The following is a 25332-nucleotide window of genomic DNA, read 5'->3' as shown; positions in this document are numbered from 1 at the left end:
GTCGCGGTTTAACGCATAGGCACAATGAAGCACATCGTACTCCTTGCCTGAAAAATTTAATCTAGCTTTGAAAGCCATAGTTTTAAAATTTAAAGGTTAAAAATTTGATTTATAGTAGCCTCCGCTACTGCATCAACTTAACCAAATATCAGGCCAATTATCTTCTATATCACTCATATTTAAAGAATAGCCCTATTTTGAAAATAAGGGCAAAATTCAGAAATCATACTAAATGCTTAGTTAAACGAATAATTATTGTGGAAAAGATGTGGAAAAGTTAAAAGATATTTTTAGTGTTACAAATACATCACACGAAAAAATAAGCTACAAAACTGTAGCGATTTCACCCCAATCTGTAGCAGTTTAGGGCAATATTCAGGAAAATTTATTCTAGATTTAAAGGATTCTCCATTTCGCTACCGATGAAACCTGCACAGGTCGCGCTTCATCCGATAGCTATCAGATCAAAATGACGCAATTTAAATCAGTTGCGAGCCAAATTTTTCCATTTTGGCCAGCCACTTTTGGCTGTAATGGTTTTCAAGAGAATGCAATTCGCCGATGGTATTGGTGAGTACCGGACTCATCCTGCATTTCTCAAAAACAACTTTTTTGATAGAAAGATAAGTTGTTTTTTTGTTTGCTTTCCATTCTTTAAAAGTTGCTTCATCCAGAATAGACACAATCCTTGCCGAACGGCCGCTAAAATTATTATTTATATTTTGCTGTTGGGTGGTAAAGATCTGATCTGGCATAAACAAGCGGTCAAAAAAGCCCTTAATCTTTGCCGGAATATGGTCTACATATACCGGACAGAAAAGTACCACATGGCTGCTTTGCCGGATAGCCGTTAAAGCCTTCTGCAAATCGGGTTCTAATTCGGCAATCTGCCTGTTGTTAAACAGCTTGTTCGAATTAAATATCAGATCGATGATGGCCAACTCCCTCACGGTTGCGCCAGCACTTTCTGCACCTTGCTTATAGGCGTTAATCAGGAAATTTGTAGATGCGTTTTTTTCAATATCCCCATTCAGGATAAGTACTTGCTTCATTTTTTTTGATTGATCTGATCTGGCCGATGCGTTACAAAATTATAAAGAATTTGTTAAGTGTTATGCATAACCATAAAAAAACCCAACGCTAGGGTTGGGTTTTTATTTCAGCTATCAAAAAATTATTGCTGGTTGTACTCTGTATTCCATGTGGTATTTTCATCTTCACCTTTATGTCCGTCTAATTTCACTACGAAACTTTTGGCCGGAAAATAAGGTGTAATGTGGATATCTAAATGGATTCTGTCTTTTTGAAGCTCGTCTCTTTCAAATCGCATAATCTTAAATCTTTCGATCAAACGGTCAGCTCCCTGAATACCGTCTAAAAACTTAACGATCTGCCCGCGCAGATCCTGCTCGGTTTTAGACGTCCAGTTTTCGAATGCCCTTCTGTTTAAGAAATCGAACAATACTTTGGTAATGTAATCAAACACACGCACAACCGAATAGGTCTGTAAACCGATATTATCGCCATTGAATAGGGTTTTAGCCGAGAAAGCCATCACTTTACCATATTCATTTACCATTGGCACCAAACCCACTCTTTCTAAATGAGAGATCTCGCTTTTCTTTAAATCGAATTTTACACCATCTACCTCGTTTATGGCACCGTGTTTTTTACCGGCAGTAACCTGCGACATTAGGGTATAGTACATTTTACCTGCAAGTGCTGCAGATCCAGGTACGGTAAGATCATCTTCTTCTCCCACTTCGGCAACCTTACCACGGCCTACCAGCCAGTTACAGGTCATGATTACGTTCGATCTGAATGCATCACCGCCGGTAAAGTTTGCAGCGGTAAATAAATCCAGTACATCATCCGGCTGATCAAGGTCAGCGAAATCGGTTACAAGCATGGCTTTGTTGTTGTGCGCAATTTTGCCCCATCTTTCTAACACTTTGTTAGAACCCATATAGCCGGGCACCACCATTAACGAATAGTTCTTACGAAGATCTAAACGGTCGTAGTTTTGTTTTAACTCGTCATCCACATATTCGATAAAACGTGGATTGTCCAAATCTTTGATCTGATCCATCGATGCATTTAACAGCACTACATTTTTCAGTTTATCAGATTCGGTATTTTTATAGAATAAATGAACCGAACGATAAGCCTGCTCCAGTTCTCTGGTGCTTTCGAGAGCTGTACCGATATTCTTTTTCAGGTTTTCTTCTGCAGCATTCAGCTTCTCGGTACTTTTTTCTACCATATCCGCCACCGAAGTAGAAGATTCAAGCACATCGATCCAAAGCTGGATCTTCTTTTTCAGTTCTTCGCGTTCTTTCTTTTTTTCATCACCTGTTAAAAAGATCTGCTTGCGTGCTTTTCTTTCGGGGTTTAAATTCTGAAGGCCATCAACGGTAGCTTCCAGCAAATCGAAACCACCTACCCGGGCCAGCTTTTCTAAGTTATCCTTAAGTGAGGTCTTTTCTATGCTTTTTCCTTCGGCGGGTTTAAAACCTGCTTCGGATGTATTTTGGTCTGCTTTTAATTCTTGAGGATTTGACATGTTTTCTCAGCGTTTAGATTATTTATTTTGCTCCAATTCGTCAACAAAATTCTTTAAAGCACTAATGAAGGCCGATTTGGTTTCTTCATCATCAAGCGTAGCTTTTAGGGTCTTGTTCGATTTTAACTGTTTGATTACATTAAGCGACATTTCCCGCTCAATGTTAACGTTGGTTAAATAGTTACTTTGGTTGATGATGTTTTTTACACCAAAATCGCCCAGGTCGTTAAAATTTATCGTTTCACCTACGGTAGAGCCATCCTGCTTTTCGAAAGCTACTTTTACATTTGGTTTATAATGTTCGAATACTTCCTTTACCGTTTTTAACCCTTCTACCTTTTCTGGTTTTATTGGTTCGTTATCTGTAAGTTTCTGTACAAAAAGTGTTTTATTATGGGCAATTTCTGCGAAAGCTTCCGAGGTATCAATTTTTCGCTCGTTACCTCCAATTTCATAGTTAAACATAGTATGTTGATTTAGATTTACGATTAATTTTTCTTAATAATATAATAGTTAACGTTTTAACTCAATTTTTGTTCCAATATTGCGGCTTCAGGTTGAATAATATTCCATTCTAACTGATCTGCATCCGGATGTTTGCTCACTTTGATCTTCGAGCCTTTTTTTAATTCACCCGAAATGATGTATTTAGAAATGGGCCTGCGCAACAGATTTCTGATTACTGCCGATAATTGCCTTGCGCCGTATTTCGGCGTAAAGCCATCTAAAGCGATCATTTTCTTGGCATCATCTGCAATTTCAAAGTCGATGCCCATTTTGTTTAAGGATTGGATCAGGCTGCTCAACTGGATTTCGAAAATACGCACCACATTGCTTTCATTAATTGGCGCAAAAGGAACGATCTCCGAAATTCTGGCTAAAAACTCTGGTCGGAAATGCCCTGCCATTACTTCCATTAATTGGTTTGAGGCCGGAATAACCCCTTTGCCTATCTGCTCGGCAATCCACTCACTGCCAATATTCGAGGTAAAAAGGATCAGCGAATTGCTAAAATCGCCTTCCTTTCCCAAACGGTCGTGCATGTGGCCTTCATCCAAAATCTGTAAAAAGGTATCAAATACCGAAGGGTGTGCTTTTTCGATTTCATCAAAAAGCAATACAGAGTAGGGTTGTTGTCTGATTTTATTCACCAGCAAACCACCTTCTTCGTAACCTACATAGCCCGGAGGCGCTCCATAAAGCAAGGCTGCGCTATGCTCCTCTTTAAATTCAGACATATCGAAACGGATCATCGCCTTTTCGTCGTTAAACAAAAACTCGGCAATTGACTTGGCCAGTTCGGTTTTACCTGTTCCGGTTGGGCCCAACAAAAAGAACGACCCGATAGGCTGACCTTTTTTGTTCAATCCACTACGTGATTCGAGAATGGCGTCAGAAACAGCTTTTAAAGCCTGATCCTGCCCTACCACACGTTTCTTGAGGTATTGCTCCATATTCAGCAATTTCTCCTTCTCGCCCGCCTGCAGTTTCCCCATAGGGATCCCTGTTTTGTAGGCCACTATAGAAGCAATATCCTGTTTGGTGATGCGGTCGCTTTTTTCGGCGGCATATTTTTTTAGCTCCTGAAGACTGCTGTTGATATACCCCTGATATTCATCGGCTGTTTCGAAGGCATCAGTTTGGGTTTCGTCGGTTAAGCGGCCCAATAAAACCGGACTTAACTTATTTTGAAGCAGGGAAAAAAGCCATTTATAATCGGCAAATTGATCCGCTTCCGATTGTCCCTCGTTTGCCTTCAATACTTCTAAATCGCTTTCCAAACTTTCGATTACCTGATCGGAAGTATCGTTCATCATTTTCATGGCGGCCATCGTCCGGTCTAACAGATCGAAAGCCGAATCAGGAAGGCGCCTGTCTTTCATATAACGCTTGGCCAAACGTACACATTCGCCTAAGGCATCGGGCTCGATGGTTAAAGTATGGTGTTCCTCGTATTTTACAGCCAGTTTCTGCAACATCTTGATGGTGCTTTCTTCATTTGGCTCATTTACCTGAAGCACTTCAAACCTACGGCTAAATGCCTGTTCCGGTTCGATAATCTTGCGGTATTCGTCAATGGTAGTCGCACCGATTACCGTAATTTCGCCACGGGCCAGCTCTGGCTTTAATAAATTGCCGATGCCTGCACCCAAAGGGCCTTTGCTATCCAATAACGTATGGATTTCATCAATAAAAAGAACCGCTTTTTCAAACTGTTTTATTTCTTTGATGATATTTTTTAAGCGGTCTTCTATTTCTCCCTTATAAGAGGCGCCTGCGATTAAGGATCCCAAATCCAGTTCAAAAAGCTGAACCGGTTTTAAACTTTCAGGTACATTCTGGTTCACAATATCAATAGCAAAACCATCAACCAAAGCCGTTTTACCCACTCCGGCATCACCGGTAAGAATTACGTTGGGTTTGGTTCTGCGGCAAAGAATTTCCATCATCATCCGTGTTTCCTTATCACGGCCGATAATCGGGTCTGTTTTGCCATCACGCACCATCTGCAAACGATCCATGCAATATTTGTGGAGCGCATTACCGGTACTTTTATTTTCAGTACCCGATGCGGCTTTATCGGGCGAAACTACCCTCGAAATTTCTTCGTCTTTTACATAGAGATCTAAAATCTCACGTTCTTTGATCGGAAAAGATTTTAACTGATCGGGCTGGAAACCGATGCCTGGTTTTGCCAGAGCGGTTAACACACAAACGGGTGTAATTAAGTCCAGTCCCAGTTTAATGCGCACATTATCTGCTTCTTCAAAGATCACTGCGATTTCGGGCGCACCGCTAACAGTATCGCTAAGGCTGGCCGATTTTGGCTGTTCGTCAATGCGGACCTCTGCCCACTCGCTAATGTATTCCTCATCCTTCCCAATGGAAGTGATGAACGATCTTAAACCAACATCTTTATGCATTAATCCTTTAAGCAAATGAGCAGCAGAAAACACTTCGTTTCTGTACTCTTTAGCCAACGATTGTGCGATATGCAACGCTGTTTTTACCGATTCGCTTAAATTTGTAACTGCCATATCCCTTAGTTGGTTGTAGGCAATACTGCCGGATTAAAATTATTTTCAGTGATGTAGTAATATATTTTTCCGTTCGAGATAAACTGTTGCTCAATCTGTGTAGCACGTTTAATCTGCTGTACCGACTGATTTAACAATTTAATATAGGTTTCGAACTGATCTAACGGCATTTTAGAGGTGCTTTTTAAATCGCTAACTTTATATTTGGCTAAAAACTCATTATTTAAAGGCAAACCGGTAACCAGCTTAATATAATTGGCTAAAGTCATCGCTTTGATGTCACCAGATGATACGTTCATACCGAGTAACTGTTTAGGCATTCTTACATAGTTTTTAACCAGCTTGCTCCTGAAAGAAGATTGATCGGCCTGAAGATTTTGCCCCAACATGATCGAAAAAACATCCACAATCTGCTTGTATTCCATGTTGTTTAAAACAATGGCATATTGCAAACTAGAGCGGTTATTTTTCACTATATCGGTTGATACATTTGCCGTACTATAATATTTAAAAGCATTATGCGGCATGCGGTCGGCCACTTCTGCGCCAACAGGTTCAGGCAACAAACCCTCCACATCAGCAGATAAATTTTTGCGTGAAATACCCGTTAAACGGAACGCACTATCCAAAGAGCTGATCTGGTTATAGATATCGGCGTTTGTTTCTTTTACAAAACGGCGCAGTGCGATGGTCATACTCTGGTTGGAGTTTACCGTTCCTTTGGTTGGGAATACCACCCCACCCTGTATCAAACTGTTTTTAGGATAATCTAAATAGTACGAAATCGAATCCTGTAAACTGGTATTGTAAGGCTGGAAACTTTTCAAACCTTCTCCTTTAACCATGGTGTTTTTTCTGTATTCGGCAGATCGTATAGCCGATTCTGAAACGAGTTTACGCGATTGGATCACAAAATCGTTAAACGATTGGTTAAAATCGCTGTACACCTGTAAGGCTAAAATCCGGGCATCGGCAAGGGCCACCTGCTCGCTCAGTTCGTTAATGAGGTAATTATTGGTACCGCCAATATTCCCGGTACTACCCACCAGGATAATTAAATTGGTTTCGTCCTTTTTTGCTTTAAACAAATTGATCCCTGCTTTTAATGCTGTAAAAACCGGTTCTTCTGCCACCTCCCCATTACACCTAAGGGTATTTTTTGCCTGGTTTGATAAGAAAGTCATTAGCTGCCTGTAATCGCCCTGGATCGGGCTCACAAAAATACCCTGTAACGCACATCCGGTTTCGCCACGATATACTACACCACCATAGTTTACTTTTGTTCCTTTGCCAAAATCGCCCATAATATTTTCAAATGAGGCAATGGTATTCGTCATTCCAGCAAGATATTTGGTCATCGGACTTCCCCCATCTACCACAAAAACAACATTTACCTTTGTTTTATTTTTACGTAGTTTCAGATAATCCTGATAAGAAAGTGATGAACCATTAATGGTTAAAATTTTATTGTCTTTTTTGTTATAAACATCAGCGGCAATACCCACAGTATAAGCACTGGCATCATCCGAAACAACAGGAATGCTTCTTAAAATCAGGTTCTCACTTGGCACTAAGGGATCGACAACAAAGGCCGTTCCTTTATCAATTCCATTTTTGATCGCTGTTGAAGTAGAATCATCATTATCATAACTGCCCGGTTTAACAGAGGTGATGTACAAACGGTCTCCCCAACTGTGTACAGCTTCGGCAGAAACCCATCCATAAACACTTTTTAAGGCGGTATCGGCAACCAGCTGATCATCAGACCCAATCAGGTATTTTTTACCGTCTTCCGATTTTTTGTAGATATAAGCAATTTCGTGCAACCTTACTTTGCTGCGTCTGTCTTTAAGCTCAGGCGTATTATACACCAGGATCGAGTCGGTGGTATCGAAATAAAATTTTGGTTCTGTAAGTGCATTTTTTCCGTTTACAATGCCAATCGCCTTTTCTGCATAACCAGTTTTTTGGTTAGAGAATGCACGTTGCCATAAAAGCAGTTTAGATTTTGCTATCCAGCCGTAGCTGATGGCACTTTTTTTATCGTTTATTTTTCTGCCCCGGATCATTCCTGCCTTATATTTAATCAGTTTCAGGTACCCGTTTTCTTCTTTCGACACATAGAAGGGCTCCATAAAGCTGATTTTTTTCATAATCAGGCTCCCGCCTGGTGCAGTAGTGGTATAGTTGTCTTCCCGATCTGAAAATACAATCCATGGCAAACTGCTGCTGCTGGTATTATCGTTAACATTTATGGTTTCGGCAGGCCTTTCGTAAGATTTAGGCATGTATTTCACTTTTTTGCCAAAAGATGCCGGTGACTGTGCATGGGCAAACGATATTCCTAAAAATAGGATGGTTAAGGCATAATATCTTTTCATATTCTTTGTAGATGAGCTTTAAAATTAGGTTAAGAGGTTAATCTATTTCGTTTTCGCCGGAGCCTCGGCAGCTGCTGTTGCTGCGGGCTGGGCCGTTCCGGAATGTTGTTTAATATTTAATAAACTGGCACAGGTAGAATTCGGCTTAATGGTTAATTGTGCTTCATCTACCGCTATCTCGCCGCCAAAGGTTAAGCCCATACAATACGAATAAATATCCGTCTGTTTTTTCTTACCGTTCATCTCTACATTTACAGTTACTTTTTCGTTGCCGCACATGTATTTGTTTATGAGGTAATAATAATTAGAGTTAAAATCGGCACCATTGGCAATGGCCTGTAAACGGGCCCTGATATCATCGATCGTTTTGCGTTCGCCATCACCCGGGGCAACCAGATCTTCAACGATTTCGGCATTAGGGTCGGTAATTAAAATAGTTAAGAAAGCTGGCTTACGGGCTTTATCAGAGCGGAGACGAACTACGTATTTTCCCGGGGCACGGTACGTGTACAAGGCGGTTTTTCCTTTAACATCTACGCGGCCGGTTTCGCCGAACGACCATTCGAAATCCTTTCCTTCGCCGTCGCCTTCCAGCCTGATTTCTTCGTTAACCAAACCTGCGGTTGGCCCGCTGATGGTAAGCACGCTATCCACAACTGCCGCTTTTACGGTATCGCGCACGGTGATCGGAAATTCCTGACGGAGTTCGCCATCAACAGTTAAGCGTACAATATATGTATCGGGTTTGGTGTAGTGATAAGATCCGGTTTTTGTAGTGGCTTTTTCGCCATTACCAAATTCCCATAGCCATTTTGAGGCTTTAGGGGTATTATCGGTGAAAACTAAATCTTCGTTTAAATAAATTTCATCCTTAAGGATTCTCGCATCAATTGCCCGTTTTTCGAACAATGAACTCTTAAATAAGAAAATCAGACCGGTTAGTAGTAGTACAGCCAGGAGGATGTACAGAATAACATAGCCTTGCGAATTTGAATTAACTTGCTTGGTGTTTGTGTCAGACATAGGTAGCGTTTTTATATGGTGTTTGAGAATGTTTATCTTGCTGATATGGTTTGCTGTAATTGGCGCCTGTTGGTAATACAGTCGTCTAGTTGTTTTTGGTAAAGTTCGATATCCGATATATTCTTATTCTGCTCTTGTCTGTCATAAAACAATCTGTCGTATAACAGTTCGTTCTGAATAAAAATTTTATAGCGCGAATCGGATGCCTTACGGTCGAATGCAGATTTGATAGAACCCAATGAACGTTGAATATCATCCCTTAAAAATACAGCCCGTACATTCGGATTGTAACGGGTAATCCATTTAAAAGTGGTATCTATAATAGGCATGGTTTCTTTTACCGTATTTTCAAATACTTCATTTTCGTTAATCTTTATTTCAAGCTCTGCTTTAGAGATTTCGTACTGTGATTTACCGCTATAAAAAATGCCAAAGCTTAACAGCCCAACCGTAAAAACAAATAGCGCTAAAAAGAACAAGAATTGTTCGCGTCTTTCTTTTATGCTTAATTTTATCATCGTATCCTAATTATCGCCCGAACCTACCGTTTCTAATTTTTTTTGCTGCTGCCTGATTTGCAAGGATGCACTCATCAACACGTTCTTTAGCCCTTTGAATCACCGACCTCGAATCGATAAGCGAATCTTGCAGATTGGCCATGGCGCCTACGTTGTTGTTCAGTTTTTCGTACAAAGCGAAGCTCGGCGTGACGGCTGTTTTTTTGGAGATCAGCTCTTTTATCCTGTTGTTGGCGCTTTGAATATCACTCAGCAAAATGGCCTGTTTGCTCATTTCATCTGCATTATAATTGGTATACTGTGAAAGCTCTTTAAACCGGACCAAAATCAGGTCGAAGTTGGTATTGATATCTTTTCTGAGATAAGATAGTTTTTCGGTTTCCTTTACTTTTTTATCAAGTAGCGTATATTCGTAATCGGAGGCTGCAAAAAAGAGATAAATGCAAAGAATGGAGAAAAGTGTTAGGAATACAAAGTTTAAGATAAACCTGGTATAAGATCTCCTAATTTCGATGGCGTTAATGGGTTTCATAGGGGGATTAATGGTTTCACATAGCAATAGTCTAGTAATTAATCTGACATCTACTTCACTTAAAATCTCACAAAATTCTCAAATTAACACAGTACCATAACAATTTTTAATATTTGTTGTTTGGTTATAAAAACGATTTTATTTCTTTTACTTTTAACAAACTTTAAGCCAAACCATCTATGTCTGAAAATTTTTACAACAAACCCTTCAGATTTAAGTCTGTTTTCTCGGGCACTGGCCTTCAGCCAACTGACCTCGGTAAATCGATTTCTAACCACATAGAACTGATTATTTTTACCCGCTTCGGAGAGCACAGGTACCACAACGATTTCGGCTGCGAGATATGGGACCTTGATTTTGAATTAATCGTGAGTGAAAGCATCTGGGAGGAAAAATTCCGCAAATCCCTGCTCAAATCGATTACCGATAATGAGTTCAGGATATATAATACTTCGGTAGAAGTGCGCATTACGGAGGTTGAAAATGTATATCCCCTGCGTAAGATAACTGAGATCAAAAAAAAGGTGGATATTAGCGTTAGGGCACTGATAAAAACCACAGGTGAAAAATATTTTTTTAATACGGCTTTATTTCTTAGCCCACTATCAACCTAAACGAAAACGCCCCAAATTTTCTACACATGAAGCCAGTTTTTTATTCATCAAAAGATGAAATCCGGAATAGAATCTTAAAAAATGCCGAAGATTTTTGGAATATTAAAGACAGTAATGATTTCGACCCGCTGGTAAAGCTGATTATTGAGGCATTAAGCAACGAACTTTTTAACGTAGCCAATGATGTTAAAAACCTGGAGAATAGGATTTTTGATAAAATCAGCCGCATTTTAGCACCCGATCATTTAACTTCATCCTTACCAGCCCATGCCATTATCCACGCCAGGCCTATCGAAGATGAAGATTACCTCTCGCCATATACCCAGTTCGCTTTTAAGAAAAATATCCAGCAGGAAAACGATAAGACCAAAAAAACCGATATATTTTTTAGTCCTTTGCATACCGTAAAGGTTCATAATGCATCGATAAAGTACATTGCCACCGGAAATACACTTTTTAATGTAGAACAATCTAGTAAACAGCCGGCATTAAATACATTGCCAGGTTCTGCGATTGAAAAGAATACGTTATATATTGGCTTTAGCGGGATCAAAAACTGGATGGACTTTAATAAACTGAACTTATTTTTTGATTGGAAAAATTATTCAGTACCCGAAAATACCTACGACCTGTTGTCGTTGGGAAAATGGTTTTACAAAGACAACGAACTTACGCCTTATACCGAAAGGTTTATGGATGAACCTTTAACAGGCAAAACTGAAGCGCCCTTTCACCACAAACAACTGCTTAATCTGATTAAAGCTGATGTTTTACAGTTTTACAGCAACCGGTTTATTACACTGGGCGACCTGAATGATTTTAATATTGATGAAAGCAGGGAACTGCCGCCCGTTTTCGAAAACATTTTTCAGCCGGCCGGATTAAACCGCATCGACGAATCGGTGAAATGGCTAAAGGTTGTTTTCCCTGCAGCCATCACCCAGGAAATGCTGAATGAACTGCATATTTATATCAATGCGTTCCCCGTGGTGAATAAAAGATTGAGCCAGATTAAACACAGGCTTAAAACCATGAATAATATTATTCCGATTAAAACTGAGGCAGCAGACCAAATGCTTGCGGTAGAAAACCTGAAAGATAACAAGGGCAAAAGTTACAATGAAATTCCATATACCAATGAGAACGAAAAGGGCGATGGCTCTTTTTCGATCAGATATGGCGGTACCGAACGTTTTGATACCAGAAATGCAAAAGAACTGGTCGATTATCTTTTTGAACTATTGAGGGATGAGAAAGCTGCTTTTTCTGCTTACGGACCCGATTTTTTAAGTACCATCCTTAAAAACCTGGAACAGAATATTGCGCTTATTGAACAAAAAAGCCGTTCGGCGCTTAAAGACATTAAAGAATTGCCCAGCTATATCGTATTAAAACCGATTGAGGATGCCGATATTTTATTCCTGGATATATGGGTAACACAGGCCGAAGAGGCCAACCACATTAATGCAGGTAGCCGGCTGGTGGTATACCACAACAACAGGGTGAATGCCGAAAGTATTATTTTGTTGAGCCAAACGAAAGGCGGTCGCTCGAGGCTAAATGCCACCAATAGGGTTCAGGCGTATAAATATGGCCTAACCACGGCAGATCGGATTATTACCAAAGCCGACGTAATTAATTTTTGCCGTTACGAACTGGGCAACAAACTGAAAGGGATCACGCTGGCCAAGGGCATTATCCTCGACAATAAGCCCAGCGCAGGTTTTATTAAAACCACAGATATCATCATCGAGCCTGCAGATCATCTTAACCTCAACGCACAGGATTGGGAAGAACTCCTGAGCCTTACTTTAGCAAAATTAAATTTACGGAGCACCATGAATACACATTACCGCCTGTTGCTAAAGCCTTCTATGTATAAAATGGTGTAAGGAAAAGCTGCTTTTAAAAAGAGCAGCTAAATATAAACGGTATAACCAAGGAAGGCACTTTCACCATCCGCACTGAGTACGGTTTCCTGAAAATCTATTGCGGTAAGCAACTCAACATTTACCTCTGCATCTACAGGCATCAGGTAACTGATGGCCATATCCAAAATGGCCCTGTTCTTTTGCCCCGGAATAAAATTGACCAATTCTTGCGGGGAAGTTGGACCTATATTAATATTGAATGATTCATGCTCCGGCATAAAACTATCCCCAATAATGGTATCGATCCCCAGTGCACTAGCCCCTAGCTGCATTTGCAGCTCATCGGCAATTTTGATGGGCGTAACACTGGCTGTAGCATCCACAATCGCAATTGGCAGGTTAAACAATGCCGTAAGTACTTTGGATACAAAATCGATATCGTTTCTTTTTAGCTGGATTTCTGGCAGTAAATGCATCCAGATAATGCTCTGTTCCTTATTTAACAGGTTAAATTCATCCCATCCGAATTCGAATATCCGGCTTAAATCAGAATAGGTGGTTTTTTTATCGAGCATGTTTTCATACAGCTCGGTCATGATCCTTACATAATTAATTTCAGCATCAAATGGCGTAAAAAATAACCTGGCTTGCTTTTCTTCCTCTCTCCGATCCCTGATATCCTTGATCATCGATTCTTCGTCCATGCCCGCGCTGCCTGTTGGCGGCCTGTGGAAAAGGCCTTCAGGTAACATATCATATAAACCTTCTCTGTTTGTCTGGATCCGGATACGGTCGTGCCTTCTTATCTCAGAATAATAAACATTGGTATTTTCGATATCTTTTGCAAAAGCACGCTTATCAGGCCCCAATGGGATGATTTCGATCCGGTCGGCCGATATGATATCGCGTTCTATCAGATCGGCAGCCTGCGCTACGGCCTTATAATCTGTAAAGAGTTCGTTATTAATCAATGTTTCTTTTTTCATTTAAACTTTAAGCTTGCATTTTTGTTATAGATTAAATTTACATTATCGAAAAAATAAAGGATCATAATCAAATACTAAAGATACTATATTTGCAGTACATCATCTAAAAAATTAATGGACGTTAAATCATTTTTTATCCGCTTTCTCTTATTTCCGCTGATCTTTCTAATCTCAACGGCAGTACTTTCTATCATTAACAAAAAGAACCAGTTTCTCAATAACAAACGACTTATCGTAAGTGTTCTGCTGATCGGCATTATTTTAGCCATCCCAGGTTTTTTGGGCTTTCTTAATTTTAATTTTATGCCCTGGGGTTATATTATATGCTGTATTTTTTACCTTTTAATGGGTACAGTATTCGTTTACCTGTTAACGAAATATTACCCTAAAGACGTACTGGAACGGAAGGTATTTATCTTTTTTGCCACCTTAATTTCGGCCCTTTTATCCGTTTATTTATTTCAACTTGCCTTTAACTGGTTAAGTTCGGTAAATTTCGGGTGGTTTGGTGCCGGCAGTATCGCCTGCTTTTTTGTACCGCTTATTTTTTGGTGGGCCTATGTTTCGCTACTGGGCATTCCTTCGGAAATCTACAAGATCTGGAAATATCCGGATACCCCTTTGGATATTAACATGGACCATGTAGATTTTAACAGGCTTCTGGTACTTGAGCTTGAACTGTACAAAAAAAGTACCGATCCCGAACCTTTAAAAGTGAAGGTAAAAGCCGTAGAAAACATGAATTTCGGCATTTGGTTCCATAAATTTATCGACGATTACAACCTGAAGTTTGCCAAAAGCCCGGTGGAGTTTAAAGGCGATGACATGGAGAATTACAAATGGATATTCTTTATCAAAACCTCCTTTTTTAAACGTAATATTTTTATCGACCCCGATCTGGATATCATCGAAAACGGCATTACCGAAAAAATGACGATTTATGCCAAGCGTGTATCGGAAAATGCAAATAAGCCTAACGAAGTTGGAGAAAGTGCTATCTTTATCTAATCTATAATAAAACATCTACCATGATAAAGCCGCTAAAATATAAATCCATCAACTGGATTAATGGCATGAAGCTTTCTAGTGATCATTTTACAGTAAGCGACCTCTATTTACAGGATTTTGTGCGCGATGCCGTATCGTTACAGCTAAACAGCAGTAATTACGGTTTTTTACCCCCATTTGCCGGATATAAAAGCTCGCACGATATCGAAATCATCGAAAAAGCCACCAATCATATCGAAGTGAGGGTAAGATACTGTAATGCCGTTACGCCCGAAGGCTGCCACATTGATATTACACAATCGGATAATATGGATACATTGGTCCATAACCATTACTTTGGCCAGTCAGAGCCCCGTAATTATGTAATCTTGCTGGTGGTTAGCCCGTTTAACCGCGTACCTACAGGCATGCCTAATCCTGAAGAAAGCCCGATCCGTTATCCCGAACTGGCAAAAAATTATTCGATTGCCGTTTTGCCCGAGAGTGAGGTAAGTTCGCAAACGGCAGACAGTTATTTCCTGACCATTGGACAGGTTTATTATGAAAACGGAAGGTTATCCATCAATAACAATTATATCCCGCCCAGCTCAACGATTACGAGCCATCCTGCATTAATCAGATACTATGAATCTTTCAGCGTTTTATTGAACGATTTACAGTTGGCGGCCTTCAAAATTATTGATAAAACAGGTGGCCGTGATAACATTACGCCCTTAGGTAAGAACATCCGTTTGATTTCAGAGAAGATTGTGGATTATATTGCCGGTTTATTTTACGAATACCGAAACATTGCACACCGCGAATCGCCAGTGGTTTTGGCAGGTTATTTCTCCAGTTTAGCCCACATTTTTTTCACAGCCATCAAACTGATCGATCCCCGCGAAAGGGAGGAACTGCTAAAATATTTTTACGAGTGGAAGGATGTTACCCCCGGAAACTTCGAAGAACTTTTAGCCAAAACCATCGAACTGGTTTACGATCATAAACAGATCAACAACAGCATGCTCATGGCCAGCGAGTTTATGAATGTACTGGTTGCACTTTGGAATAAATTGAGCGGACTGGAATACATTGGCCAGCGCAAAGAAAATATTGTTGTTGCCGAGCAGCAAGTGGTACAACAGGTACAGGCCAGAAAAACCTGGACATTGCTGGACTAAAATATTTCCCGGAAATGCTTAACAAAGAAGCTGTACCCTTAAACCAGGTACAGTTTCTTTGTTTATTATGCCCGTTGGCCGTTAAAAATTGACCAGGGCCGAGCCGTCGTAATAACTTGGCTTTGCAATGCCCAAAAACTTCAAGATCGTTGGCGGTACGTTATATAAATAAGGGGCACCATGATAATCAGTTGTTTTACGGTAAAAAATAGGTGTAGTTAAAGCGCTACGTGTAATTACAGCGCTGTTTTTGGTCAGGATATCTATTTTCGGACTCACTAAAGTGCCGTTATAGGCAGTTCCCGAGGTTTCATTTCCCTTAGTATACAAAACAAGGTCGGCATTTTGTGGATGTGCCGAGGTTAGAGCCGTAAAACTATATGTACTGATACTCGTTGCAGGCAAAGCCGATTTAAACAACCTGATTTCGGATATATTCCCGGTAAAATACGGGCTATAATTTCCGGTACCATCCTGCCCGATTTTAAATGCAGTCCCACTTTGCAAATCACCAACAGCAGAAATATTACCTTCAGCGACTTGTATTCCGCCATCATAAATGGTCGCTTTTTGGGTAGTACGGTTCACTACTATGGCCACCTGGTGCCATAGCTGATCGGTTAAATCAACACCATCAACATCCAACCGGTGCGTGCCATCGCCAAAGTTTGCCCTGATTACGCCGTTTCTGTTGGCAATAATAATGCCTTTATTGTAACCGCTGGCCCAGTTTTTATTCCCGATAATGACCGGATCGCTTGTCGCTGAGGTTGCCCTTGCCCTAAACTCGATGGTAAAACTGCTGGTTGCACTCAGATTTAAATTACTAAGCGTTGGCAACTGACCATAAATATTGGTTTTAAAATCGACGGTGGTAATACTGTGTGGATTTGATTCTGTCGCTGTAGTGGGCAATGTATTCACCAATTGGGGCGCAATAGCACTATTGTTTAAAATGATAAAAGCGTTCTGCTCCGGATAACTGGCACCACCATGACTGGCGTCGCCGCCATGATCGGTAGCCACAACAATCAGCCAATCTTCGTTATTATAGGTCGGTCTGGCCCTTAATGCGGTTAATATCCGGCCTACACGTGCATCCGCAGCTTTTACCGAATCCATGTACATCTGGGTGGTTGTTCTATAGTTGCTGGCATGGCCTGCATGATCTACATCATCGAAATGGCAAAAGGCAACATCGGTATTGCTCGTGGTAATTTCCTGGATAATCCTGGTTTCTGTAGCGTTATCGTTTGCACTGTTCTGTTTCACCGTTACATCTGCAGTAGCCACAATAAAATCATTTATCGACGACCAGGTCACGATTGAAGCTGTACGTAAAGCTGGCAAACTGGTTTTAATCTGCCTGAAAAAAGAAGGGTAGTTTACAAAATCAGATTCCGAAAAACTATTGTCGGATGCCTTATGCTTGGCTACGCCTACGCCTGTAAACAAAGCCGACCATCCGTTCGACGACCAGGTAGGTACCTGCGCCAGGGCATTGGTGCTGGTGTACGATTGATCCATCAGAGTTTTTAGGTTAGGCGCATTCGTGGCAGTAATGGCCTTCCATACACAGCCATCAATACCAATAAATAATACTTTTTTAGGTTTGGCAGCGAGCGCGTTATTGGCTAACGACTGCTTATCTGAGATTTGGTTTTCTTCAGCAGCTGCTGTGTCTGCCTTTTTACAGGACAGGATGCATAAACCCATTAGAACAATTAGGGATAATAGGGATTTCAATGTTTTCATAGTTAAATTAAGGTTAAGGAAATGTTTACATAAAATGATTATTGTTTAGCTAAACTAAACAATTTTTTCGCCAATATGAAACATTCATATTAACTTATTGACCACAATATGGCTATGATAAATTTAGGATTGAGACGGATCCCCTTCGGAGCCGCTTCGGGCCCCAGACGGAGCTGTGACAATTGTACCCGAAAAAAATCCGTTTTAACTCTGTAGATATGATGCATTAATAGTTTATCAATTTTTAAACAACTGCCGATAAGATATCAAACCGTACGCTGCCGTTAATGTTCCCTGGCTAAAAATCGATGGGGTAAAAAAAAGACTCAACCTTGTAGGGTTAAGTCTAATATGAATGGACTGGCACAAACCGTGTTTTAATTTTTATCCAGTGCTTTTTATGCAGAATAAAGTGTTTTTAATCGAAAGCAATCTGTTCTGGTCCTGAGATCTTGCTGATGTGGCAGGCACAATCACCGCCGCTCACTTTTACTATGGCCGATTTAGTTTGATTGGTTGTTATAGATGTACCCGTGATTTTGAGATCATCGCCCTGCGCCGATAACTGTAATTTATTTCCATCATCAAGCACAATATAATACCCTTTTATGGTGTTAACTGTTGCACTTGATTTTGCGTAGAGTTTTTCTCCCGTCCTTTGATTAACCACACTAAAATCTTTTATCTCAGCTCCTGCGCCCTTATTGTCTGCAAATTTTATACCCGTCATCACAAATTCTTCTGTGCATACCTTGTTTTCACAATCAGAAGTGCCTTTGTTTTTTTTACAGGCGATGAGGGCAATACCCATTACTAATACGAGTGTTATTTTTTTCATTGTCTATTGGTTTTTTAATCAAAAACGGCAAGACGGGGCAAAACGCTACAAACTGTAATTTGTTAAGAAGCATTAACAGCTAAATCAGATCATCTTTAACCTTTCTTCCTCAAGGTCGATCTGATAGAGTTGATGACGGATGATTTCTTCATTAATGGCGGGATCTTTATTTAGTTCGGTAAGAAATGCCCGCTGGCTCTCGAGCAGTTCGATAAAGATGATTTTGGTATTTTCATTCATCCAGCTATCGTCAGTAGCATTGGCTTTTTCTTCCCAGTGTTTTAGTATTTTTTCCAGACCTGCATGCCCGTTCAATTCGTTATCATACTTGTTTTTAAGAAATTGATAGGCATGTTGTTTGAGGCCCCGTTTCATCTCACGCTTAACCGTTTCATCTGTTTCCTGCTTAAATATAAAACCAAAAGCCCCTGTACGCTTGATGATGGATGGTAGCGTAAGGCCCTGCACCAGGAGTGTCAACAAGATTACGATAAAGGTAATAAACAAGATCAGGTCTCGCTGTGGAAAGGCTTTTCCATTATCGAAGGTCAAAGGTATGGCCAGAGCTGCTGCCAATGAAACCACGCCACGCATACCCGTCCAGCCGAGCAATAACGGCATAAACAGCAGTGCCCTTCCCGAACGTGCCGCAGGTGTTACGCTTGGCCGGAAAATCAGCGTAGCGAGCATGGCGGCATAGGAACTGATGATCCGGGCAGCAATTAATACACCGGTAACCAGCAAACCATAACCAATGGCGGTACTTAAGGGAATGCCCTGTGCACGCAAACCATCCCTGATTTCGGGAAGTTCCAGCCCGATAATCAGAAAAACTACGCCGTTTAAAATAAAGATAAAACTTTCCCACACACTGAATCCCCTGATGCGGCTGGTACTGTTTAAAAACACCAGTCGCTTTGCCGACATATACAATCCCCCGCTTACCACTGCCAGTACACCTGAACTATGCACCTGTTCGGCGATCCAGTACATAAAATAAGGCTCAATGAGGGTAAGTGCGGTATCGGATGGCGCATCGGTGGGTAAATACTTGTGTGCCTGCACAAATAGCCAACCCAATACCAAACCAATGCCCGCTCCACCAATTACCATCCACAGAAAGCTTGTAGCCGCATCCTGCCAGATAAACTGACCTGTGCCCACCGCAACCAATGCAAAACGGAAAATAATCAGCGAGGAGGCATCATTTAACAAACTTTCGCCCTCCAGAATAGCTGCGGTTGACTTTGGGATTTTTACAAACTTGGTAATGGCAGCGGTACTTACGGCATCGGGCGGTGAAACAATCCCACCCAGCAGAAAACCTAAGGCAATCGTAAATCCGGGAATAAAATAGCTGGTCACCAGCGCCACCGATAGTGCGGTAAAAAAAACAACCAGGAAGGCGAAACTTCCGATAATGCGCCACCACTTTTTCATCTCTTTAAATGAGATCGACCAGGCGGCCTCAAACAGCAGTGGTGGAAGAAATATAAAAAATATCAGGTTGGGATCAATTTTCACCTTTGGTAAGCCAGGTATAAAACTGATCACCAATCCACCAACAACCAGCAAAATCGGATAAGCGATTTTGAGCCTGGTGGCCCACATGTTTAGCAGTACAATGATGGCTACAATAGCCAGCAGAAAAGGTAAAATGGTATGCATAGGAGCAGTTAAGGTGAAAGGAAATAGTATGGTTTCGGTACCTCAATTTATAAAAAATAAGAGACAATCCTAACCACTGCATCACGATTTGAATGTGATTATCCATGTAAACTGTTCGGTGCCGCACGATCGACTGTTCGATAATGAACACTAAAATCCTTCAAAAATAAAATCAATTAACTGATTATCAGCACAATAAATATAATTATTTGTTTTGGCACTTCCTTCGTTAATAGGCATTCGAACGATATGATCACTAAAAGAATTAACGATCTTATCAAAAACGATTTATCATACACCATTAAAATAAAACACAATGAAATCTTATTTAAAATCCTCAACTGCCATGGTATCAATCATTATTTTAGTATTGATCTACCTATTTCCAACAGCTGCCAGTGCCAAAGCAGATCAACCTGCCAAAACCGATCAGGTTGCTCCCTTTAGGAAAATCCTGATCAAAGGGAATGTCGAAGTATTGCTGATCCAGCGGCCTCAGGTTGGTGTTTCTTACACCGATGATAATGAAGGAAACGCCAGAATAACACAGCAGGGCGATGTGCTTAGCATCACCGGAACGGGTAGTGCAACAGGTAAACTGATTGTTTATGTATCGGAAATTTACCGAATAGAGGCCGACGAAAATGCTATTGTAAAAACGCAGGGTGTCTTATCAGTTAAATACCTTCAAATTATTTTAAGGGGAAATGCAATTGCTGATGTGAATACCACAAGCCAGCAACTCTATACCGCCATTTACGATAAATCGACACTGTACCTCAAGGGAAATACGGATACACATTTTCTTGTAATGGATAAAACGCAAAAACTCACTTTCGATCAGTTTGCGGTATTGCATACGCAAGTAACTGAATGATAAAAATGTATTATGCCAGGTAGCAAACCCGGTGAAACACCAAAGCCGTAACTTTTGCAAATTACGGCTTTGGTGTTATTAAGCTTTATATGGTTTAACCACTCATTTGGATGATGAACACCATATTCATTATTTTACTACCGTAGCTTCGAGTTCTACTGAAAGTGTAGCAAAAAGCCCTTTCACTTCAAGCAAGGTAGTGGCCTGCTGGATATTGTATTTTTGAATGAATGGGACATACACATCCATACAACTTGTAAAAAAATCCTGCGTTGAAGTGGTATACACATTGAGCCTGACGATGTTTTTACATTCATAACCTGATTCTTTAATGAGCTGTTCCAGATTCGCAATGGTCTGGATCAGTTGTGAACGCATATCTGCATGGCTTGGCACACCGTTTTGATCAATCGCGACTTGTCCAGAACAATAAAGTGTCCCCGTACTGTTTTTAACTTCTACCGCCTGTACCGAATTGGTAGATTTACCCCATAACCAGGGATCAAATGTTTGCTTTTCCATCATGTTGTTTTAAATTATGGTACAAAGATGGGCTGCGATTGTGACAAGGGTATGTCAGGGCTAAGCTGGCAATGATGATATTGTTGAAAATTCTGATCAGATCCTTTTATAATGGTCAAATGTGCCCACTTTGGAATCATTTAGTTTAAGCGATCCACGCTAATGATCTAAATAGACGAAACCCGAACCCTATCATTAGATAGCAGTCATTTTGCGCTTTAGGGCTAAAAAAATCCATTAGATTGTAAAAAACATCCATTTTTCCCTGGCGGATATCCAGCCATCTTTGACAGACAATAGCTTATACATAAAATTTAATAAAAATGTCTGTTTCTGATCTGTTCAAACCACTCACTTTACTACATGGGCCTGAGATGAGAAATCGTTTCATGATGGCACCGCTCACCAGTCAGCAAAGCAATGATGACGGAACTGCTTCCGAGTTCGACCAGCTCTGGATCGAGCAACTTGCCGGGAGCGGTTATGCGTTGATACAAGCTGGTGCTTCTACCGTGGAAGCTGGTGGGATTGCCTTTGAGCGCCAGATGGGGATCCATAGCGATGACCATTTACCCGGCCTGACCAGGATGGCAAGAGCGATCCGTGAAGGAGGCGCTCTTGCCGCAGTGCAGTTACACCATGCCGGGCACCGTGCCGTACCAGCAGTTGGCGGTATTCCGGCTCCTGCCTCGGACGAGAGAGTCCCGGGTGTAAAGGCAATCACTACCGGAGAGGTGGAGCGAATCCGTGACAGTTTCATTGCGGCAGCTAAAAGAGCGGAGATGGCAGGTTTCAATGGGGTCTCTGTACACGGTGCTTTCGGGTGGATCCTGTCAGAATTTCTCTCTCCCAACCTGAACGACAGGACGGACAAATATGGAGGCAATGTGCAGAACCGCGCACGTTTCACCCTTGAAGTTATCGAGGGTATCCGCAGGGCCTGTGGCCCTATGTTTCAGATTGGCTGGCGCTTATCGGTTGAGCGCTATGGATTGCGCCTGGAGGAATTGCAGGAAATTACTGCTGAGATATTTGACCGTGAGCTGATCGACTACCTGGACCTGGCCTTATGGGATTCAGCGCAAGTTGTTAGGGAAGGAACTTTTAAGGGCAAACCCTGCTCAGCGTTTTTACCGATATTCCCCGCAAAGGCGTTCGTTTAGGCGCAGCCGGAAAGATATACAGCGGACAGCGTGCAGCTGAGCTGCTGGAGGAAGGCTGCGACTTTGTACTGATTGCCAGAGCGGGTATTCTTCAGAGGGACTTTCCACTCCAGGTCAAAGCGAATCCACTGTACGAAAGTCCCCAAATGCCTGTTACGGCCGACTACCTGCGGCAGGGCGGGTTAAGCGAGCGCTTTATCGAGACCATGCGGGGATGGCAGACATTCGTTCGTCCAGGCTCCAAGTAATCGCTTGCCCCGTGTAAAATGCTCTATGATATAGTCAAAATCATCCATTCTCTAAGCATCACGTTTACCACAACTTTGTACTATAAATAAATATTTGACATGAAAAAAACAGCAATAATTATTCTTTCTGATCCCAAGGCTGGTTCAGAAGAAGCACTTGGACGCGTATTCAACGCTTTGGCATCTGCATATGAATTCAAACATGCAGATGAAGATGTAAAGATCATTTTTCAGGGTGCAGGTATCAGATGGCCTGAACAATTGGAAAAAGCTGATCACCCGGTCCATGGGCTTTTTTCAGAAGTAAAAGATCATGTGCATGGCCTGTCAAAAGGCTGCGTTGCCGTGTTTGGTACTGAAGTTTCAGGTTATGATCTGTTAAACGACAATGAAGTACCAGGTACTCCTGGCCTACCTAGCTTCCTGAACCTGAGAAACGAAGGTTACGACCTTTTGATATTCTAATTTAAGCTTTGAACTGTCCTTTGCTTTCGGCGAAGGACAGTTTTTGGTTTCAAGACCATCGGAAATTTTTTAAGTAAATTTGTGGGAACATGATTCGAATTATGCAGGAAGAATATCAATATTATATGCATCAGTGCCTGGACATCGCTAAAGCAGCACTGACAGCGGGTAACCCTCCCGTGGGTGCAATTGTTGTTTATAATGGCATGGTGATTGGAACGGTCAGGAGGATGGCAAATCAAGTGGTGATATCACCAATCATGCAGAAATCTTGGCGATCCGCTCAGCGATCAAAAATGGCTATGCAGCACAATTACCTTCGGCACAAATGTTTACTACGCATGAACCTTGTATCATGTGCTCCTACTTGATCCGCCACCACAGGATACCCGAAATCGTTTATGGTACATCCGTTCCGCATATTTGCGGATTTACCTCGCAGTTTAGCGTCCTTTCTACCGAAACAGTACCCAAATGGGGAAACAAACCAAAAGTAACCAGTGGTATCTGCCTTGAGAAATGCATAGCGCTAAATGAGCAGTTTCAATCTTTAAATAAAACCTGACAGATGTTATCACAATCCGTTTATACACTCGTGAACCAACAGAACGGTAATCTGTCGTTCAAGGTTTTTGAGTTCGACAATAGTAGTTACTTTGATCATATCCAGCGGAACAATTATTTTACCCTGATCATCATTACCTCTGGGAAGGGTTTGGCCAAGGTGGATCTATGTGAGTATCAGTTCCAAGAGGACATCATGTTTGCCTTTTATCCCTACCAGCCATTTATGCTGATCTCAAAAGGGCCGTTAAGGGGCATTGCAATTCAGTTCCATCATGACTTCTTTTGCATCTACCGGCACCATAAGGAGATAGCGGCCAATGGCATATTGTTCAACAATATTTATGAACGGCCTTTCATCGCGTTGGACGAAAATGCGAAGACTGCACTGCTCAATATTGTCAGTGAAATCGTTGCTGAGCTCAAGACGGATGATCTGAGAAAGGATGAAGTGCTAGTTTCGTACCTGAAAATATTGTTGGTATTAGCAACCAGGATTAAGATCCAGCAGCAAACGGTTCAATCGCCGGCCATCCTCAACGGAAAACAACTGGCCATGGTACAAAAACTAAGGAATGCTATTGAGGAAAATTTTCGGCTAATGCATTCGGCCAGCGAATATGCTGACATGTTGCAGGTAACACCAGTTGCCCTGGCGAGGGTTACGAAAAACCATTTTAACAAAACCCTTTCTGAGCTGATTACAGAGCGGATCATCGTTGAAGCAAAAAGGGAATTGTATCTTACCGATAAGACGGTGAAGGAAATAGCTTATGAGCTTGGCTACAACGATGAGTTCTATTTCAGCAGGTTATTCAAGGTAAAAACAGAGACATCACCACAATTTTATAGAGATACCATAGGTTTCAACAGGGGCGCTTCATGATATGAAAGAGCTTATACTTATAACGGCAATTTAGAATTAGCTTTCTTAAAATTGCTCGCCAAAATAATCGCCGATATTTCTATAAGAGAGGCTAATGAGCAAAATAAGGAATTTATCAGGACATAAACGGAACTCGAACAGATAGCATCACTTAACACCCACTCAAACGGCTAGTTAAATTTTTCAAATTTAGCCCGACCGTAAACTCCCACAATAAGATTTTAAACAAAACAACCTGCTAAAAATCAATGTTTTAGCAGGTTGTTTAATTTACTTTTGCGGAATGGACGGGACTCGAACCCGCGACCTCCTGCGTGACAGGCAGGCATTCTAACCAGCTGAACTACCACTCCATTTGTTCTTCTTTAAAGTTCGAACCTCTTTCCCTTTCGGGATTGCAAATATAGATAAATATTCCGTTTATCACTATCGCGGATAATCTTTTTCGCTATAATTCCGTAACCCACTGAACCTCATTCTAAATAATTTATTAAAAAAGGATAATCAATAAGGAAGCCTCGGCATTTCCAAATTAAGTTTCATAATATTCAGGCAAAAAGTTTTTATACCACCCGCCGCATCTCTTATCTTTATAATAATCAATGGAGCAGTTATAATTTAAGCATCAGATAGCCTGCTAAGGTTATGATTT

At 41.1% G+C, this 25332-nt stretch carries 21 protein-coding genes, 1 tRNA gene and 1 pseudogene; 9 read left to right on the top strand and 14 right to left on the bottom strand.

The features are described 5' to 3' along the window. Positions 1-479: 479 nt before the first annotated feature. The 8 genes from AC04Q1_RS09735 to AC04Q1_RS09700 all read right to left on the bottom strand — a co-directional run bounded on the left by AC04Q1_RS09735 (position 480) and on the right by AC04Q1_RS09700 (position 10055). A complete protein-coding gene (locus AC04Q1_RS09735; protein ID WP_478364083.1) occupies positions 480-1052 on the bottom strand; it encodes an NAD(P)H-dependent oxidoreductase in 573 nt (190 codons plus the stop codon). Positions 1053-1174: 122 nt separating this feature from the next. Continuing rightward, entirely contained in the window at positions 1175-2563 is a 1389-nt protein-coding gene (locus AC04Q1_RS09730; protein ID WP_316843475.1) for a DUF5458 family protein, read from the bottom strand. A gap of 18 nt (positions 2564-2581) precedes the next feature. Further along, the gene (locus tag AC04Q1_RS09725) at positions 2582-3028 is read right to left on the bottom strand and encodes a hypothetical protein (RefSeq protein WP_316843474.1); all 447 of its coding nucleotides are present in this window, start codon (positions 3026-3028) and stop codon (positions 2582-2584) included. A gap of 56 nt (positions 3029-3084) precedes the next feature. After that, the gene (locus AC04Q1_RS09720; RefSeq protein ID WP_478364081.1) at positions 3085-5601 is read right to left on the bottom strand and encodes an ATP-dependent Clp protease ATP-binding subunit; all 2517 of its coding nucleotides are present in this window, start codon (positions 5599-5601) and stop codon (positions 3085-3087) included. Between the two features lie 5 nt (positions 5602-5606). Then, positions 5607-7982, bottom strand: coding sequence for a type VI secretion system protein TssR domain-containing protein (gene tssR / locus AC04Q1_RS09715; protein WP_478364079.1), 2376 nt, complete (start codon positions 7980-7982; stop codon positions 5607-5609). A 42-nt stretch (positions 7983-8024) separates the two neighbouring features. Beyond that, on the bottom strand, positions 8025-9005 hold the full coding sequence (locus AC04Q1_RS09710) for a PKD domain-containing protein (RefSeq protein WP_478364077.1): 981 nt from the start codon (positions 9003-9005) through the stop codon (positions 8025-8027). Positions 9006-9037: 32 nt separating this feature from the next. Beyond that, entirely contained in the window at positions 9038-9523 is a 486-nt protein-coding gene (tssO, locus tag AC04Q1_RS09705) for a type VI secretion system TssO (protein WP_478364064.1), read from the bottom strand. A gap of 10 nt (positions 9524-9533) precedes the next feature. Further along, positions 9534-10055 carry a hypothetical protein gene (locus AC04Q1_RS09700; protein WP_478364062.1) on the bottom strand — a complete coding sequence of 174 codons (522 nt, stop codon included), beginning with the start codon at positions 10053-10055 and terminating at the stop codon, positions 9534-9536. Between the two features lie 179 nt (positions 10056-10234). On the opposite strand from AC04Q1_RS09700, the gene AC04Q1_RS09695 reads away from it, so the two are divergent. After that, complete coding sequence (locus tag AC04Q1_RS09695; RefSeq protein WP_478364060.1) at positions 10235-10669, top strand: GPW/gp25 family protein; 435 nt, start codon at positions 10235-10237, stop codon at positions 10667-10669. Between the two features lie 26 nt (positions 10670-10695). Continuing rightward, entirely contained in the window at positions 10696-12561 is a 1866-nt protein-coding gene (locus tag AC04Q1_RS09690; RefSeq protein ID WP_478364058.1) for a type VI secretion system baseplate subunit TssF, read from the top strand. Positions 12562-12587: 26 nt separating this feature from the next. Here AC04Q1_RS09690 and AC04Q1_RS09685 read toward each other — a convergent pair whose 3' ends face one another. Further along, positions 12588-13526 (bottom strand): type VI secretion system baseplate subunit TssG, encoded by a 939-nt coding sequence (locus AC04Q1_RS09685; protein WP_478364056.1) that lies wholly within the window; start codon positions 13524-13526, stop codon positions 12588-12590. Between the two features lie 114 nt (positions 13527-13640). Between AC04Q1_RS09685 and AC04Q1_RS09680 the strand changes: the two genes are divergently transcribed. Both AC04Q1_RS09680 and AC04Q1_RS09675 read left to right on the top strand, forming a co-directional pair. Further along, positions 13641-14534, top strand: coding sequence for a TssN family type VI secretion system protein (locus AC04Q1_RS09680; protein WP_478364054.1), 894 nt, complete (start codon positions 13641-13643; stop codon positions 14532-14534). Between the two features lie 20 nt (positions 14535-14554). Then, complete coding sequence (locus tag AC04Q1_RS09675; protein ID WP_478364052.1) at positions 14555-15694, top strand: hypothetical protein; 1140 nt, start codon at positions 14555-14557, stop codon at positions 15692-15694. An 81-nt stretch (positions 15695-15775) separates the two neighbouring features. Here AC04Q1_RS09675 and AC04Q1_RS09670 read toward each other — a convergent pair whose 3' ends face one another. The 3 genes from AC04Q1_RS09670 to AC04Q1_RS09660 all read right to left on the bottom strand — a co-directional run bounded on the left by AC04Q1_RS09670 (position 15776) and on the right by AC04Q1_RS09660 (position 19955). Next, positions 15776-17449: an alkaline phosphatase family protein gene (locus AC04Q1_RS09670; protein WP_478364050.1), complete on the bottom strand. Its 1674-nt coding sequence runs from the start codon at positions 17447-17449 to the stop codon at positions 15776-15778. A gap of 418 nt (positions 17450-17867) precedes the next feature. After that, positions 17868-18287: a hypothetical protein gene (locus AC04Q1_RS09665; RefSeq protein WP_478364048.1), complete on the bottom strand. Its 420-nt coding sequence runs from the start codon at positions 18285-18287 to the stop codon at positions 17868-17870. Positions 18288-18371: 84 nt separating this feature from the next. Beyond that, positions 18372-19955 (bottom strand): Na+/H+ antiporter, encoded by a 1584-nt coding sequence (locus tag AC04Q1_RS09660; protein ID WP_478364046.1) that lies wholly within the window; start codon positions 19953-19955, stop codon positions 18372-18374. 316 nt (positions 19956-20271) lie between these two features. Here AC04Q1_RS09660 and AC04Q1_RS09655 point away from each other — a divergent pair, with 316 nt between their 5' ends. Then, positions 20272-20832, top strand: coding sequence for a GIN domain-containing protein (locus AC04Q1_RS09655; protein ID WP_478364044.1), 561 nt, complete (start codon positions 20272-20274; stop codon positions 20830-20832). Positions 20833-20961: 129 nt separating this feature from the next. Here the strand turns inward: AC04Q1_RS09655 and AC04Q1_RS09650 are convergent, their stop codons facing one another. After that, positions 20962-21357: a RidA family protein gene (locus tag AC04Q1_RS09650; RefSeq protein WP_478364042.1), complete on the bottom strand. Its 396-nt coding sequence runs from the start codon at positions 21355-21357 to the stop codon at positions 20962-20964. 320 nt (positions 21358-21677) lie between these two features. Between AC04Q1_RS09650 and AC04Q1_RS09645 the strand changes: the two genes are divergently transcribed. The 4 genes and pseudogenes from AC04Q1_RS09645 (at position 21678) to AC04Q1_RS09630 (ending at position 24680) form a co-directional block, all read left to right on the top strand. After that, positions 21678-22517 carry an NADH:flavin oxidoreductase gene (locus AC04Q1_RS09645; protein WP_478364040.1) on the top strand — a complete coding sequence of 280 codons (840 nt, stop codon included), beginning with the start codon at positions 21678-21680 and terminating at the stop codon, positions 22515-22517. Between the two features lie 347 nt (positions 22518-22864). Continuing rightward, entirely contained in the window at positions 22865-23230 is a 366-nt protein-coding gene (locus AC04Q1_RS09640) for a hypothetical protein (protein ID WP_478364038.1), read from the top strand. Between the two features lie 241 nt (positions 23231-23471). Further along, positions 23472-23795, top strand: a pseudogene (locus AC04Q1_RS09635) (deaminase); the annotation flags it as partial. A 3-nt stretch (positions 23796-23798) separates the two neighbouring features. Next, positions 23799-24680, top strand: coding sequence for a helix-turn-helix domain-containing protein (locus AC04Q1_RS09630; RefSeq protein WP_478364036.1), 882 nt, complete (start codon positions 23799-23801; stop codon positions 24678-24680). A gap of 279 nt (positions 24681-24959) precedes the next feature. On the opposite strand, the gene AC04Q1_RS09625 is transcribed toward AC04Q1_RS09630, so the two are convergent. Further along, positions 24960-25033: transfer RNA gene (locus AC04Q1_RS09625), tRNA-Asp, on the bottom strand. Positions 25034-25332: the final 299 nt, after the last annotated feature.

The organism is Pedobacter humicola, assembly GCF_056490705.1.
This window is presented reverse-complemented; position numbering and strand designations above follow the sequence as displayed.

Excerpts from the sequence above, each read along its gene's own strand:
- tssR (WP_478364079.1), bottom strand. The coding sequence starts at position 7,982 with ATGAAAAGATATTATGCCTTAACCATCCTATTTTTAGGAATATCGTTT.
- AC04Q1_RS09655 (WP_478364044.1), top strand. The coding sequence starts at position 20,272 with ATGAAATCTTATTTAAAATCCTCAACTGCCATGGTATCAATCATTATT.
- AC04Q1_RS09685 (WP_478364056.1), bottom strand. The coding sequence starts at position 13,526 with ATGAAAAAAGAAACATTGATTAATAACGAACTCTTTACAGATTATAAG.
- AC04Q1_RS09630 (WP_478364036.1), top strand. The coding sequence starts at position 23,799 with ATGTTATCACAATCCGTTTATACACTCGTGAACCAACAGAACGGTAAT.
- AC04Q1_RS09660 (WP_478364046.1), bottom strand. The coding sequence starts at position 19,955 with ATGCATACCATTTTACCTTTTCTGCTGGCTATTGTAGCCATCATTGTA.
- AC04Q1_RS09675 (WP_478364052.1), top strand. The coding sequence starts at position 14,555 with ATGATAAAGCCGCTAAAATATAAATCCATCAACTGGATTAATGGCATG.
- AC04Q1_RS09720 (WP_478364081.1), bottom strand. The coding sequence starts at position 5,601 with ATGGCAGTTACAAATTTAAGCGAATCGGTAAAAACAGCGTTGCATATC.
- AC04Q1_RS09680 (WP_478364054.1), top strand. The coding sequence starts at position 13,641 with ATGGACGTTAAATCATTTTTTATCCGCTTTCTCTTATTTCCGCTGATC.
- AC04Q1_RS09640 (WP_478364038.1), top strand. The coding sequence starts at position 22,865 with ATGAAAAAAACAGCAATAATTATTCTTTCTGATCCCAAGGCTGGTTCA.
- AC04Q1_RS09710 (WP_478364077.1), bottom strand. The coding sequence starts at position 9,005 with ATGTCTGACACAAACACCAAGCAAGTTAATTCAAATTCGCAAGGCTAT.
- AC04Q1_RS09650 (WP_478364042.1), bottom strand. The coding sequence starts at position 21,357 with ATGATGGAAAAGCAAACATTTGATCCCTGGTTATGGGGTAAATCTACC.
- tssO (WP_478364064.1), bottom strand. The coding sequence starts at position 9,523 with ATGATAAAATTAAGCATAAAAGAAAGACGCGAACAATTCTTGTTCTTT.
- AC04Q1_RS09730 (WP_316843475.1), bottom strand. The coding sequence starts at position 2,563 with ATGTCAAATCCTCAAGAATTAAAAGCAGACCAAAATACATCCGAAGCA.
- AC04Q1_RS09695 (WP_478364060.1), top strand. The coding sequence starts at position 10,235 with ATGTCTGAAAATTTTTACAACAAACCCTTCAGATTTAAGTCTGTTTTC.
- AC04Q1_RS09700 (WP_478364062.1), bottom strand. The coding sequence starts at position 10,055 with ATGAAACCCATTAACGCCATCGAAATTAGGAGATCTTATACCAGGTTT.
- AC04Q1_RS09670 (WP_478364050.1), bottom strand. The coding sequence starts at position 17,449 with ATGAAAACATTGAAATCCCTATTATCCCTAATTGTTCTAATGGGTTTA.
- AC04Q1_RS09645 (WP_478364040.1), top strand. The coding sequence starts at position 21,678 with ATGTCTGTTTCTGATCTGTTCAAACCACTCACTTTACTACATGGGCCT.
- AC04Q1_RS09690 (WP_478364058.1), top strand. The coding sequence starts at position 10,696 with ATGAAGCCAGTTTTTTATTCATCAAAAGATGAAATCCGGAATAGAATC.
- AC04Q1_RS09735 (WP_478364083.1), bottom strand. The coding sequence starts at position 1,052 with ATGAAGCAAGTACTTATCCTGAATGGGGATATTGAAAAAAACGCATCT.
- AC04Q1_RS09665 (WP_478364048.1), bottom strand. The coding sequence starts at position 18,287 with ATGAAAAAAATAACACTCGTATTAGTAATGGGTATTGCCCTCATCGCC.
- AC04Q1_RS09725 (WP_316843474.1), bottom strand. The coding sequence starts at position 3,028 with ATGTTTAACTATGAAATTGGAGGTAACGAGCGAAAAATTGATACCTCG.